The sequence below is a fragment of the Kosakonia sp. MUSA4 genome (assembly GCF_013085925.1).
Classification (GTDB): Bacteria; Pseudomonadota; Gammaproteobacteria; order Enterobacterales; family Enterobacteriaceae; genus Kosakonia; species Kosakonia sacchari_B.
On sequence record NZ_CP025697.1, the window covers coordinates 274,396 to 288,282 of the forward strand.

General features: G+C 54.8%; 11 protein-coding genes. 6 read left to right on the forward strand and 5 right to left on the reverse strand.

The annotated features are described in order from the left end of the window. The first annotated feature begins 16 nt into the window (after window positions 1-16). Window positions 17-409: a helix-turn-helix domain-containing protein gene (locus tag C0557_RS01265; protein WP_074774251.1), complete on the forward strand. Its 393-nt coding sequence runs from the start codon at window positions 17-19 to the stop codon at window positions 407-409. Window positions 410-499: 90 nt separating this feature from the next. Here the strand turns inward: C0557_RS01265 and C0557_RS01270 are convergent, their stop codons facing one another. Beyond that, window positions 500-2,446 carry a bifunctional 2',3'-cyclic-nucleotide 2'-phosphodiesterase/3'-nucleotidase gene (locus C0557_RS01270; protein ID WP_208657224.1) on the reverse strand — a complete coding sequence of 649 codons (1,947 nt, stop codon included), beginning with the start codon at window positions 2,444-2,446 and terminating at the stop codon, window positions 500-502. Between the two features lie 190 nt (window positions 2,447-2,636). Between C0557_RS01270 and cysQ the strand changes: the two genes are divergently transcribed. Beyond that, entirely contained in the window at window positions 2,637-3,377 is a 741-nt protein-coding gene (cysQ, locus tag C0557_RS01275; RefSeq protein WP_208657225.1) for a 3'(2'),5'-bisphosphate nucleotidase CysQ, read from the forward strand. Here cysQ and C0557_RS01280 read toward each other — a convergent pair. Beyond that, entirely contained in the window at window positions 3,367-3,924 is a 558-nt protein-coding gene (locus C0557_RS01280; RefSeq protein ID WP_208657226.1) for a YtfJ family protein, read from the reverse strand. The genes cysQ and C0557_RS01280 overlap by 11 nt on opposite strands. A gap of 325 nt (window positions 3,925-4,249) precedes the next feature. On the opposite strand from C0557_RS01280, the gene C0557_RS01285 reads away from it, so the two are divergent. Continuing rightward, complete coding sequence (locus C0557_RS01285; protein WP_003856054.1) at window positions 4,250-4,456, forward strand: DUF1107 domain-containing protein; 207 nt, start codon at window positions 4,250-4,252, stop codon at window positions 4,454-4,456. Between the two features lie 78 nt (window positions 4,457-4,534). On the opposite strand, the gene C0557_RS01290 is transcribed toward C0557_RS01285, so the two are convergent. Further along, window positions 4,535-5,872: a hemolysin family protein gene (locus tag C0557_RS01290; RefSeq protein ID WP_208657227.1), complete on the reverse strand. Its 1,338-nt coding sequence runs from the start codon at window positions 5,870-5,872 to the stop codon at window positions 4,535-4,537. Window positions 5,873-6,051: 179 nt separating this feature from the next. Further along, entirely contained in the window at window positions 6,052-6,696 is a 645-nt protein-coding gene (gene msrA, locus C0557_RS01295) for a peptide-methionine (S)-S-oxide reductase MsrA (protein WP_208657228.1), read from the reverse strand. Between the two features lie 244 nt (window positions 6,697-6,940). Here msrA and tamA point away from each other — a divergent pair, with 244 nt between their 5' ends. From tamA to C0557_RS01310, 3 genes are read left to right on the forward strand one after another with little or no spacing between them, the layout of a single operon-like run. Further along, a complete protein-coding gene (gene tamA, locus C0557_RS01300; protein ID WP_208657229.1) occupies window positions 6,941-8,674 on the forward strand; it encodes an autotransporter assembly complex family protein in 1,734 nt (577 codons plus the stop codon). Further along, window positions 8,671-12,447, forward strand: coding sequence for a translocation/assembly module TamB domain-containing protein (tamB, locus tag C0557_RS01305; RefSeq protein WP_208657230.1), 3,777 nt, complete (start codon window positions 8,671-8,673; stop codon window positions 12,445-12,447). Before tamA ends, tamB begins: the two co-directional genes overlap by 4 nt. A gap of 2 nt (window positions 12,448-12,449) precedes the next feature. Beyond that, window positions 12,450-12,800 (forward strand): gamma-glutamylcyclotransferase, encoded by a 351-nt coding sequence (locus C0557_RS01310; RefSeq protein WP_035887013.1) that lies wholly within the window; start codon window positions 12,450-12,452, stop codon window positions 12,798-12,800. Window positions 12,801-12,996: 196 nt separating this feature from the next. Here the strand turns inward: C0557_RS01310 and ppa are convergent, their stop codons facing one another. Continuing rightward, the gene (gene ppa, locus C0557_RS01315; protein ID WP_008460444.1) at window positions 12,997-13,527 is read right to left on the reverse strand and encodes an inorganic diphosphatase; all 531 of its coding nucleotides are present in this window, start codon (window positions 13,525-13,527) and stop codon (window positions 12,997-12,999) included. Window positions 13,528-13,887 lie beyond the last annotated feature (360 nt).

The window sequence follows — 13,887 nt, forward strand, 5'->3', positions numbered from 1 at the left end:
GTACAAAAAGGTAAGTATGAAAACAGTTTCTGCCCCCCAGACCCTGAGTGAACAGATACGCGACGGCAACCTGTTCGCCGAGCAGTGTCCGTCGCGGGATGTCCTCAAACATGTAACCAGCCGCTGGGGCGTGTTGATCCTCGTGGCGCTGCGCGATGGCACGCACCGTTTTAGCGATCTGCGCCGCAAGATGGGCGGCGTGAGCGAAAAGATGCTGGCGCAAAGCCTGCAATGGCTGGAGCAGGATGGTTTTATTAACCGCGTCGCATACCCGGTTGTACCGCCGCATGTGGAGTATAGTCTGACTCCGCTCGGCGAGGAGGTTAGCGAGAAGGTCGCCGCGCTGGCGGACTGGATAGAACTGAATATTCCGCAGGTGCTGGCGCATCATGCGAAACAGGTGGCATAAGCCCGGTAAGCGTTAGCGCCACCGGGCAAGATGCCGGATGGCGCTGCGCTTATCTGGCCGACAAAAGCCAGGTTTCCCGGATCGGGTTAATCACGACTTATTTAAATCGATGCTATAAATCGCAAAGCCGATTTCATCGTTCCCCACTTTTTGCAGCGGATAACGCGCGTTCTGTTTAATAAACGCGGCGGCTTTCTCCGTCGGCGCGGTTTCAAAACGGATATCCAGCTTGTGGCTTGCGTGAACCGGCGCCAGTTGCCAGTTGTTATCTGCGGCGGGATGGATTTCCCCGGAGCGCTTCGTTTCATCGCTGATCCACTTTGCCAGCACGGCGCGGTTTTCATCCGGCGAAGCAAATGCGATATGGCTGTCGCCCGTTCCGGCAAACTTACCGCCGTAGGCGCGGTAATTATTAGTGGCGACGAGGAAAACCGCGTTCGGATCGATGGGCTTGCCGTTAAACGTCAGATCCTTAATGCGTTCCGCCTGCGGATTTATGCTCTGGCATTCGCCGTCGTAACGCGCAGGCTGCGTCACATCGATCTGGTATTTCACGCCGTCGATAACATCGAAGTTATAGGTGCGGAAACCGTCCCAGTTAATCAGGTTTTGCGGCTTATCGCTGTTCGGATCGATTTGATTGAACTGCCCGGCAGAGCACTCCAGCCACTCTTTCACCTCTTTACCGGTCGCTTTTACCACCACCAGTGTGTTGGGGTAGAGGTAGAGATCGGCGGCGTTACGGAACGTGAGCTGGCCTTTTTCCACTTCAACAAAACTGGCCGGATCGTTTTTACGTCCACCCGCTTTAAACGGCGCGGCAGCAGAGAGCACCGGCAGTTTCGCCAGATCCGGATCGCCCTGAATAAAGTGCTCCACGTAGGCTTTTTGCGCGTTATTCACCACCTGTACGGTCGGATCGTCCTGCACCAGCGACAGGTAGCTGTACATGTTGTCGGCCGACTGACCAATCGCCTTTCCCACAAAATGACGCGTGGCGTCGTGATCGTGTTTGAGGATCGTGACCAGCTTGCTGTCTTCGCCGACGAGGGCTTTTTTCGCCGCCGCGTCGTAGATGGGGCGCGCTTCGGCTTTGGATTGCGTCACCTGCCATTTGCCGGCATCGTTGTTCAGCACCAGATCGACTACGCCGAGATGGTCGCCCCACATGCCCGGCATCACCGACGGAACACCGTTCAGCGTGCCTTTGCTGATATCTGCGCCTTTGATGGCGGCGAAATCTTTACCCGGGAAGACGGCATGAGCGTGACCAAACAGAATGGCATCGACGCCCGGCACTTCGCTCAGGTAGTAAACGGAGTTTTCCGCCATCGCCTGATACGGCTCCGCTGACAGCCCGGAGTGCGCCACCACGACCACCAGATCGGCACCTTTGGCGCGCATTTCCGGCACGTAGCGGCGTGCGGTTTCGGTGATGTCGTTGACCGTCACTTTGCCGTCGAGGTTGGCTTTATCCCACACCATGATCTGCGGCGGCACAAAACCGATATAACCGATGCGCAGCGTGTGGGTGTTGCCCTCTTTATCCTGCACGGCGGTCTCTTTAATCAGGTAAGGCGTGAACAGCGGTTTTTTGCTTTTTGCATCAATGATATTGGCATTCACATAAGGGAATTTCGCCCCCGCCAGCGCTTTGTGCAGGTAATCAAGGCCGTAGTTGAATTCATGATTGCCGAGGTTACCAACGGCGTAATCAAGGGTATTCATTGCCTTATAGACCGGGTGAATTTCTCCCGCTTTAAGCCCCTTTGCTGCCACATAGTCGCCCAGCGGGCTACCCTGGATTAAGTCGCCGTTATCCACCAGCACGCTGTTTTTGACTTCGCCCCGCGCGGCGTTGATCAGGCTGGCAGTGCGCACCAGTCCGAATTTTTCCGTCGCGGTATCTTTGTAGTAATCAAAATCCATCATGTTGCTATGCAAATCAGTGGTTTCCAGAATACGTAAATCCACCGTTGCCGCCTGCACGCTGGCCGCAATCAGCGTCGCCAGAAGCGTTGCACTAAACTTAATCATCAGAGGTATCCTTTTTCGAACTAAGCCACAAAAGAAATTGTTATGTACATTTTGTTGCTTACAGAACTGTGAATACTGCCATAAAAGTGAGCAAAGAAAACGCATTCGCTATCACAGATGGCAGATTCCAGCGCAATGCGATATAAGTAAAACAACGAGTTACAAACCACTGAACAGATAAGAGGTGGATATGTTAGATGCAATTTGCCAACTCGCGCGGGAAGCGGGTGACGCCATTATGCAGGTGTATGACGGTCACAAACCGATGGAGGTTACCAGCAAGGTGGATGACTCCCCGGTGACCGCCGCAGATATTGCGGCCCACGGCGTGATTGTGCGCGGTCTGCAGGCGCTGACACCGGATATTCCGGTGCTCTCGGAAGAGGATCCGCCCGCGTGGGATATTCGCCAGACATGGGGACGCTACTGGCTGGTGGATCCGCTGGACGGCACCAAAGAGTTTATCAAGCGTAACGGTGAGTTCACTGTCAATATTGCCTTGATTGAAAAGGGAAAACCTGTGCTTGGCGTGGTTTACGCGCCGGTGCTGAAAGTGATGTACTCTGCCGCTGAAGGCAAAGCGTGGAAGGCAGAAGCGGGGCATCATCAGCAGATTCACGTGCGCGATGCGCGTCCGCCGCTGGTCGTGGTGAGCCGCTCCCACGCCGACGATGAACTGAAAGAGTATTTGCAGCAGTTAGGCGAACATCAAACCACGGCGATTGGTTCATCGCTGAAGTTCTGCCTGGTTGCGGAGGGGAAAGCGCAGCTCTATCCGCGTTTCGGGCCGACCAACGTCTGGGATACGGCGGCAGGGCATGCTGTTGCGGTAGCCGCCGGGGCGCATGTTCACGACTGGCAGGGGCGTACACTGGATTACACCCCGCGTGAATCCTTCCTCAACCCCGGCTTTCGGGTCTCTATTTACTGAGTAACTTGTGCAGCAGGTCGATCACCTGCTGCACCTCTTGCTGGCTCAACCCGCCGTCTTTAGCAAACTGCACGCGGCCTTCTTTATCCAGCACGATAATCGCGGAACTCTCTTCATCCAACTGCCACGCTTTACGCGTCACGCCTTCGCTATCCACGATAAATTGCGACCACGGATAGAGCTTCTTGTTGCTCTCAATGCTGCTGCGCACAAACATGGCGCTGCCCGGAATGGCATCATCGGTGTTGACGATGGTGGTGGTTTGATAGCGGTCATGAGGCAGATTTGCGGCTTTTATCGCTTCAATCAGCCCGGCATTCTTCTCTTTAGCAGAGGTGCGACCGGCAATATGCTGTACAACCCGCACCTTGCCTGGAAGCTGGGCGCTGTTCCAGTTTTTATAGCTAAATTTGTCATTCTCAAGAATCAACTCTCCTCTGTCGGTAATGCCCACAGGCGGCACGCGCTGATTGGTTTCGACGTTATGGGCTGCAGCCATCAGCGGCAGTAACAGGCATGTCGCTGCCAGGATAGAACGTAGGGTCATGGTGTTTCCTTATCGTTATGCAGGTGATCCGACCACTTGAATTACGGTTTTAATCATAAGTGCGATCTATATGTTTTTCCCGCAAGCGGGATGCCAGTTTGCGGGCGGACGCACATAACTGTGAAAAAAAATGGCTTTATACTGCGTGGATTAAGGGACTGAAAAGAATATTCTGAATAATTGTCATCAAAAGGTAAATAAAGTTATTCACACTATGTATGCGTGAGGTTCTGAACTATAGTCATTGAGCATTAAAATTTGCGCTCATCAACGCTGGTCCGATTGTGGTACCGCAAGGGCGTAATGCTTTACAGGAGAGACAAGAATGAAAATTTTCCAGCGTTACAACCCACTTCAGGTGGCTAAGTACGTAAAAATCCTGTTCCGTGGACGGTTGTATATCAAGGACGTTGGCGCTTTCGAGTTCGACAAGGGTAAGATCCTTATCCCGAAAGTGAAGGACAAACAGCATCTGTCTGTGATGTCCGAAGTCAACCGTCAGGTTATGCGTCTGCAAACTGAGATGGCTTAACCAACCCGTTGTGCTATGCAGTAGTTTAAGTACTATAAAAAACGGCCCCACAGGGGCCGTTGATATTTCTGCCGGCGATTACGCCGCGCCTTTATCTTCCGCGTCGGGCAGCTTCGGCGTCAGCACCGCCGCGCGAGTGTCGATACGGGTAACCAGCAGCTGATCGATGCGGTAGTTATCGATATCCACCACCTCAAACTTGTAGCCGGAGAATTTCACCGCATCGGTGCGCTTCGGGATCTTACGCAGCATAAACATCATAAAACCGCCGATGGTTTCATAGTTGCCGGACTGCGGGAATTCATCGATATCCAGCACACGCATCACGTCATCAATCGGCGTGCCGCCATCTATCAGCCATGAGTTTTCATCACGGGCGACAATCATCTCTTCCAGCCCCTGGCCGATCAGATCGCCCATCAGCGTAGTCATCACGTCATTAAGGGTGATAACCCCGACCACCAGCGCGTATTCGTTCATGATCACCGCGAAGTCTTCACCGGCGGTTTTGAAACTTTCCAGCGCTTCCGACAGGGTTAAGGTGTCCGGCACGATCAGCGTGTTGCGGATCTGCACGCCGCTACTGAGCGCCATGCTTTGATTCGCCAGTACGCGGTTGAGCAAATCTTTGGAATCGACATAACCGACAATATGGTCGATATCACCATTACAGACCAGAAATTTAGAATGCGGATGTTCAGAGACTTTGTTTTTCAGGCTCTGTTCATCTTCATGCAGATCGAACCAAATCACGTTCTCGCGCGAGGTCATTGACGACGGCACGGTGCGCGACTCCAGTTCAAACACGTTCTCAATCAGTTCATGTTCCTGTTTACGCAGCACCCCGGCTAAGGCACCGGCTTCCACAACGGCATAAATATCGTCGGAGGTGATGTCGTCTTTGCGCGCCATCGGCAGTTTGAAAATGCGGAAGATGACGTTGGCCAGGCCGTTGAAGAACCAGACCAGCGGGCGGAAAACGAACAAGCAGAAGCGCATCGGGTTGATGATGCGCAAAGCCACGGCTTCGGGCGCAATCATACCGATGCGTTTCGGTGTCAGGTCGGCGAACAGAATAAACAGCCCGGTCACCAGCGAGAAGGAGATAATAAAGCTGAGCTGTTCGGCCAGCTCCGGGGAAACCACGTTGATCAACATGCTGTGAAAAACAGGAGAGAAGGCCGCATCGCCGACGATACCGCCAAGAATGGCGACGGCGTTAAGGCCAATTTGCACCACCGTAAAGAACATGCCGGGCGTTTCCTGCATTTTCAGAATGCGTTGCGCGTTGATGTTGCCTTCATCGGCAAGCAGTTTGAGCTTAATTTTTCGCGATGCGGCGAGTGAGATCTCTGACAACGAGAAAAACGCACTTACCGCGATCAGACAGAGTATGACTAAGATGCTGTTTAACATAATTTATCCAGCTGTTAACCGGATCCTCGGAAGGGGTTTTGAAAATCCATGTGGTAAACACAATGAAAGCCAGCCCGAAGCGGTGGGCCGGCAATTTCGAAGGGTAGTATAGCGTAAGCCTGTCGCAAGCTGCCAGAGGCTTAGTTTTCGCCGAATTGCCTGAGAATTCCCTTACTATTTTACGGGTTAAGCTGCGGCGGTAAACAAACCCCAATGCCACCGATACCGCAGTAGCCATGCGGGTTTTTATACAAATACTGCTGATGCTCATCTTCTGCGTAGTAGAACGGCGTTGCGGATTTGATCTCCGTGGTGACGGTACGTGCATCTCCGGCGCTGCGCATGGCTGCCTGGAAGCGTTCAAGGCTGGCGCGCGCGGCGGTGTTTTGCTCCGGCGTCAGCGGGTAGATCGCGGAGCGGTACTGGGTGCCGAGATCGTTACCCTGACGCATTCCTTGTGCCGGATCGTGGTTTTCCCAGAACACCTGCAACAGCTGCTCGTAACTCACCACTTTCGGGTCGTACACCACGCGCACGGCTTCGGCATGGCCGGTCTGTCCGGTGCACACTTCACGGTAGGTCGGGTTTGGCGTATAGCCGCCGGTGTAGCCCGCAGCGGTGCTGTAGACGCCAGGTAACTGCCAGAACAGGCGCTCTACGCCCCAGAAACAGCCCATAGCAAACAGCGCAATCTCCATACCTTCCGGAACATGGCTCATTGAATGCTCGTTAACAGCGTGTAAACTGGCGACAGGCATAGGTGTATTGCGTCCGGGCAATGCATCTGACTGAGAAACAAGGTCTTTTTTATTGAAAAAGCTCACGGTGATACCTCCCGGCGAGAGTAATTGCGGTTAGGGTTGTGTTGCGGCGTGTGTTTTAACACAATAAACATCACAAATCAGGCTAGATTTAAACATAAGAAATTTTGGGCTAGCCGTCCGTTTTTCAACCTGCATTAGCGGGTTTTTATCAGCCTGTGTTCTGCATAAAAGCCGAGCAGGCTCAGCGCGGAGCTGCGCTTACGTTTCCTTCCAGAGGTGGGAACAAGGATATTCAGGAGAGAACGTGCCAAAGATCCGTCTTTTATGTTTTGCTGGTTTGTTGCTGGCGAGTGAAACGGCTTTTGCCGCGAATGTACGATTAAAACTGGAGGGATTAACGGGCGAACTGCAAAAAAATGTGCGCGCTCAGTTATCCACTATCCAGAGCGATGAAGTGACGCCGGATCGGCGTTTTCAGGCTCGTGTTGATGATGCTATCCGCGAAGGGTTGAAAGCCTTAGGCTACTACGAACCTACCATTGATTTCGAACTGCGCCCGCCGCCGGCAAAAGGGCGTCAGGTATTGATTGCCCGCGTCTCGGCGGGCGAACCGGTGTTGATTGGCGGCACCAACGTAATCCTGCGCGGCGGTGCACGTGACGACAGCGATTACCTGGCGCTGCTCAAAAAGCGTCCCGCCATCGGCACCGTGCTGCACCATAGCGATTACGACAATTTCAAAAAATCCCTCACTAATGTGGCGCTGCGCAAAGGCTACTTTGACAGTCAATTCCTTAAAAGCCAGCTTGGCGTCGCGCTCGAGCGCCACCAGGCCTTCTGGGATATCGACTACGACAGCGGCCAGCGCTACCGCTTTGGCGCGGTGACCTTTGAAGGTTCGCAAATTCGCGACGAATATCTGCAAAACCTCGTCCCGTTTCATGAAGGGGATTACTACCAGACCCAGGATCTGGCAGAGCTGAACCGCCGCCTGTCCGCCACCGGCTGGTTTAACTCTGTTGTGGTTGCTCCTGAATTTGATAAAGCGCGTAAGACCAAAGTGCTGCCGCTGAAAGGCGTGGTGTCACCCCGTACGGAAAACACCATCGAAACGGGGGTTGGCTACTCCACCGATGTCGGGCCGCGCGTTAAAGCAACGTGGAAAAAGCCGTGGATGAACTCTTACGGCCACAGCCTGACCACCAGTATGAGCGTCTCGGCGCCGGAACAGCAGCTTGATTTCAGCTATAAGATGCCGCTGCTGAAAAACCCGCTGGAGCAATATTATCTGGTGCAGGGCGGCTTTAAGCGTACCGATCTGAACGATACTGAAGCGGATTCCACCACGCTTGCGCTGTCGCGCTACTGGGATCTCTCCAGCGGCTGGCAGCGGGCGATTAACCTGCGCTGGAGCCTCGACCACTTTACGCAGGCCAGCGTCACCAACACCACCATGTTGCTATATCCCGGCGTGATGATCAGCCGGACCCGCTCGCGCGGCGGCCTGATGCCAACCTGGGGCGACTCGCAACGCTACTCGGTCGATTACTCCAACACCGCCTGGGGATCGGATGTCGATTTCCTCGTATTACAGGCGCAAAACGTCTGGATCCGCACGCTTTACGATCGCCACCGCTTTGTGGCGCGCGGCAATCTCGGCTGGATCGAAACCGGTGATTTCAACCGCGTACCGCCGGATCTGCGCTTCTTCGCCGGGGGCGATCGCAGTATTCGCGGTTACAAATACAAATCCATCGCGCCGAGAGATGATGACGGCAAGCTGATCGGGGCATCCAAGCTGGCGACCGGATCGCTGGAGTACCAGTACAACGTGACCGGGAAATGGTGGGGCGCTGTATTCGTTGACAGTGGCGAAGCGGTCAGCGACATCCGGCGCAGCGATTTTAAAACCGGGACCGGCGTTGGCGTGCGCTGGGAATCGCCGGTCGGGCCTATCAAGCTCGATTTTGCCGTGCCGGTCGGCGACAAAGATGAACACGGATTACAGTTTTACATCGGTCTGGGGCCAGAATTATGAGTTTATGGAAGAAAATCAGCCTCGGCGTACTGGTGTTTATCCTGCTGCTGCTGGCAACCGTTGTCTTTCTGGTGGGCACCACCAGCGGGCTGCATCTGCTGTTTAACGCAGCAAACCGCTGGGTGCCGGGGCTGGAAATTGGCCAGGTTACCGGCGGCTGGCGCGATCTGACGCTGAAAAACCTGCGCTACACGCAGCCTGGCGTCGCGGTGAATGCCGGGGAGATCCACCTTGCGGTCAAACTGGGTTGCCTGCGTAACAGCAGCTTCTGTGTCAACGATCTGTCGCTGAAAGAGATTAATGTCGCCATCGACAGCAAACAAATGCCGCAGAGCGCGCCCGTACAGGAAGAGGAGAGCGGGCCGCTGAATCTCTCCACGCCCTATCCGATTACCTTAAGCCGGGTGGCGCTGAACAATGTAAATATCAAAATCGATGACACCACGGTATCGGTGATGGATTTCAGCACCGGGCTGAACTGGCAAGAAAAGAACCTGACGCTGACGCCGACCTCGCTGAAAGGGTTGCTAATCGCGCTGCCGAAAGTGGCCGATGTCGCACAAAAAGAGGTGGTGGAGCCGAAGATCCAGAACCCGCAGCCGCAGGAAAAACCGCTGGGTGAAACGCTGAAAGCGCTGTTTGACAAACCGCTGCTGCCGGAAATGACCGATGTGCACCTGCCGTTGAATCTCAATATTGAGGAATTCCGCGGCGAACAGTTGCGCCTGACCGGCGACACCGATCTTCTGGTCAGCAGCCTGCTGTTGAAAGTCAGCAGCATCGACGGACAGATGAAGCTGGATGCGCTGGATATCGACTCCAGCCAGGGGACGGTAAACGCCACCGGCAGTGCGCAATTGCGTGATAACTGGCCGGTGGATATCACGCTCAACAGCACGCTGAATATCGATCCGCTGAAGGGCGAGAAGGTGAAGCTGAAAGTTGGCGGCGAAATGCGTAAGCAGCTTGAGGTTGGCATAAATCTCTCCGGCCCGGTTGATATGGTCTTACGGGCGCAAACGCAGCTTGCCGAAGCGGGGCTACCGCTCAACCTTGAGTTGACGAGCCAACAGCTTTACTGGCCGTTTACCGGGGCAAAACAGTTGCAGGCGGACGATACCAGACTGACCTTTTCCGGCAAAATGACCGATTACGCGCTGTCGTTCCGCACGGCGGTGAAAGGGCAGGATATACCCCCGGCAACCATTACGCTGGACGGTAAAGGTAACGCGCAGCAGATCAGCCTTGATAAGTTAACCATCGCCGCGCTGGAGGGGAAAACCGAGCTGAAAGCGCTGCTCGACTGGCAGCAGGCGATCAGCTGGCGCGGCGAACTGACGCTTGACGGTATTGATACGGCAAAAACCTTCCCTGAGTGGCCGTCAAAACTGAATGGCCTGATCAAAACCCGCGGCAGCCTGTACGGCGGTAGCTGGCAGATGGATGTGCCGGAGCTGAAGCTCAGCGGCAACGTGAAGCAAAACAAAGTGAGCGTTGACGGGCAACTGAAGGGCAACAGCTATTTGCAGTGGACGATCCCGGGCCTGCATCTGGCGCTGGGGCAAAACAGCGCCGATATCAAAGGCGAACTGGGGGTTAAGGATTTGAACCTCGACGCTAACATTGATGCGCCGGGGCTGAATAATGCCTTGCCGGGCCTCGGTGGAACGGCGAAAGGGGTGGTGAAAGTGCGCGGTACGGTCGATGCGCCGCAGGCGCTGGTGGACATTACCGCCAACGCGCTGCGCTGGCAGGAGCTGTCTGTCGCCCGCATTCGCGTCGAAGGGGACGTTACGTCCAGCGATCAGATTGCCGGGAAACTCAACGCGCGCATTGAGCGTATCGCCCAGCCGGGCGTGAACCTCAGCCTGGTAACGCTGAATGCCGACGGTAACGAAAAGCAGCACAAGTTGCAGTTGCGCGTGCAGGGCGAGCCGGTCTCCGGGCAGTTAAATCTGGCCGGGAGCTTCGATCGCCAGCAGCAGCGCTGGAAAGGGACGCTGAGCGATACCCGCTTTGCCACGCCGGTTGGTCCGTGGTCGATCAACCGGCCAATCACCCTCGATTACCGTAATCTGGAACAGAAAATCGCTATCGGCCCGCACTGCTGGCTGAACCCCAACGCCGAACTGTGCGTGCCGCAGACCATTGATGCAGGCGCGGAAGGGCGCGCGGTAGTGAATCTGAATCGCTTCGATCTGGCGATGCTCAAACCGTTTATGCCGGATACCACGCAGGCCAGCGGCGTGTTCAGCGGTAAGGCGGATGTGAGCTGGGACACCACCAAAGAGGGCCTGCCGCAGGGCGAGGTGACGCTTTCCGGGCGCGGCGTGAAGGTCACTCAGGAAGTGAATGGCGCGCCGCTACCGGTGGCGTTCGATACCCTGAACCTGAATGCGCAGTTGCGTAACAACCGTGCCGATCTCGGCTGGCTGATTCGCCTGACGAACAACGGACAGTTTGATGGTCAGCTACAGATTACCGATCCGCAGGGACGACGTAATCTGGGCGGCAATGTGAATATCCGTAACTTCTCGCTGGCGATGGCCAACGCCATCTTTAGCCGTGGCGAGAAAGCGGCAGGGACGCTGAATGCCAACCTGCGGCTGGCGGGGAATGCACAAAGCCCGCAATTGTTCGGGCAGCTAGGGCTGAACGGGCTGGATGTCGAGGGCAACTTTATGCCGTTTGACATGCAGCCCAGCCAGTTGGCGATCAATTTCAACGGCATGAGTTCGACGTTGCAGGGCGTGGTGCGTACCGGGCAGGGGCAGATCAACCTCAGCGGGGATGCTGACTGGCGGCAACTGGATAACTGGCGCGCGCGCGTGGCGGCGAAAGGCAGTAAAGTGCGCATTACTGTGCCGCCGATGGTGCGGCTGGATGTTTCGCCGGATGTGGTATTTGAAGCCACGCCAAGCCTGTTTACGCTCGACGGGAATGTCGATGTGCCATGGGCGCGCATTGTGGTGCACGATCTGCCGGAAAGCGCGGTGGGCGTCTCCAGTGATGAGGTGATGCTCAACAACGATCTGCAACCGGAGCAGCCAAAGAGCGCGTCGATTCCGATCAACAGCAATCTGACGGTCCACGTCGGCAATAACGTGCGACTGGATGCTTTCGGCCTGAAAGCGCGGCTGACCGGCGACCTGAAAGTGGCGCAGGATAAGCAAGGGCTGGGGCTGAACGGGCAAATTAATATCCCGGAAGGGCGCTTCCATGCGTATGGCCAGGATCTGATTGTGCGCAAAGGCGAACTGCTGTTCTCTGGCCCGCCGGATCAACCACTGCTGAACATTGAGGCGATTCGTAATCCGGACTCGACCGAAAACGATGTTATCGCCGGGGTTCGCGTTACCGGTACGGCGGATGAACCGAAAGCCGAGATCTTCTCCGATCCGACGATGTCGCAGCAGGAGGCGCTCTCTTATCTGCTGCGCGGGCAGGGGCTGGATAGCGAGCAGAGCGACAGCGCGGCAATGACCTCTATGCTGATTGGCTTAGGGGTTGCACAAAGTGGTCAGGTTGTGGGTAAAATCGGCGAGACATTTGGCGTCAGCAATCTGGCGCTGGATACTCAGGGGGTAGGCGACTCCTCCCAGGTGGTGGTCAGCGGCTATGTTCTGCCGGGTCTACAGGTCAAATATGGCGTAGGAATTTTTGACTCACTGGCGACTCTCACGTTACGTTATCGCCTGATGCCTAAGCTGTATCTTGAAGCGGTGTCTGGCGTAGATCAGGCACTAGATTTGCTCTATCAGTTTGAGTTTTAGCAATGCGAATATTTGTCTACGGCAGTTTACGACGCAAGCAGGGCAACAGCCACTGGATGACCAACGCTCAGTGGCTGGGGGACTTTTGCGTCGAAAATCATCAGCTGTATAGTCTGGGGCATTACCCGGGGGCTGTTCCGGGCGAAGGAAACGTGAAGGGCGAAGTTTACCGCATCGATGCGGCAACACTCGGCGAACTTGATGCTTTACGTACCGCAGGGGGCGAATACAAACGCCAACTGATCCAGACGCCTTATGGCAGCGCCTGGATGTATGTGTACCAGCGTTCGGTTGAGGGAAGAACCTTGATTGAAAGCGGTAACTGGCTGGACAGGGAACAGTACCAAAAGTAATCAGTGCTGGAGAACCGCGCCGCATGGCGCGGTTTTTCTTTTGGCGGGGCGCAGAAATTTTTCGCCGGATGGCACCCGATCAACGCTTAATCCAGATCGTTGCGCAGTGCAGGCCGGATAAGTCGATTCATCGAGGCGCAGCCATAAAAAAGCCCCGGCCGCATAATGCGCACCGGGGCTTTTTCACTAAAGCGTATTATTTTTTGGCAGCGCGTTCGAAGGAAGCAATGATTTCCGCTTTCGCGGCTTCAGCGTTGTCCCAGCCGTCCACTTTCACCCATTTGCCTTTTTCGAGATCTTTGTAGTGCTCGAAGAAGTGGGTGATCTGCGCTTTCAGCAGTTCCGGCAGGTCGTTCACATCTTTAATGTGATCATACTCTTTGCTCAGTTTGGTGTGCGGAACCGCAACCAGTTTCGCATCTTCGCCGGATTCGTCGGTCATTTTCAGCACGCCAACCGGACGGCAGCGGATCACAGAGCCTGGCTCCAGCGGGTACGGCGTCGGCACCAGCACGTCAACCGGGTCACCATCCAGGGAGAGGGTGTGGTTGATGTAACCGTAGTTGCACGGATAGAACATCGCGGTGGACATGAAACGGTCAACGAACAGCGCGCCGCTTTCTTTGTCAACTTCGTATTTGATCGGGTCAGCGTTAGCCGGGATTTCGATAACCACGTAGATATCTTCTGGCAGATCTTTACCCGCCGGGACGTTCAATAAGCTCATGTTTGTTTCCTTTAAAATGTGTGGCAAACAAGTGCCGGGTATTATAGCCAACTGGCGGTGAATGTCTTCGCCTGTTTTAACTTACTCACACATTTTCAGAGCGTTTCGTATTCCCTTTTCATGACCGTTTTATCCATAACCATAGCAGCATACTGAATAATTTTGTGGAAACGATTACAGTGTAATTTTTCACCACACTGCAACAGTTAAATTTCAGTAAGATCAAGTGCGGATTTAGGGTACATAAGAGTGCGTCATTTCGCGCGCCAGATCGCAACTGGCAATCAACAATTCATTCACTTTTCCGATTTGTGATGTAACGCATTCTGTTACATCTCGGTTTGTCTATAGTTTTCCTCG

Coding starts and splice junctions, on each gene's coding strand:
- C0557_RS01265 (WP_074774251.1), top strand. CDS start 17: ATGAAAACAGTTTCTGCCCCCCAGACCCTGAGTGAACAGATACGCGAC.
- C0557_RS01270 (WP_208657224.1), bottom strand. CDS start 2,446: ATGATTAAGTTTAGTGCAACGCTTCTGGCGACGCTGATTGCGGCCAGC.
- cysQ (WP_208657225.1), top strand. CDS start 2,637: ATGTTAGATGCAATTTGCCAACTCGCGCGGGAAGCGGGTGACGCCATT.
- C0557_RS01280 (WP_208657226.1), bottom strand. CDS start 3,924: ATGACCCTACGTTCTATCCTGGCAGCGACATGCCTGTTACTGCCGCTG.
- C0557_RS01285 (WP_003856054.1), top strand. CDS start 4,250: ATGAAAATTTTCCAGCGTTACAACCCACTTCAGGTGGCTAAGTACGTA.
- C0557_RS01290 (WP_208657227.1), bottom strand. CDS start 5,872: ATGTTAAACAGCATCTTAGTCATACTCTGTCTGATCGCGGTAAGTGCG.
- tamB (WP_208657230.1), top strand. CDS start 8,671: ATGAGTTTATGGAAGAAAATCAGCCTCGGCGTACTGGTGTTTATCCTG.
- C0557_RS01310 (WP_035887013.1), top strand. CDS start 12,450: ATGCGAATATTTGTCTACGGCAGTTTACGACGCAAGCAGGGCAACAGC.
- ppa (WP_008460444.1), bottom strand. CDS start 13,527: ATGAGCTTATTGAACGTCCCGGCGGGTAAAGATCTGCCAGAAGATATC.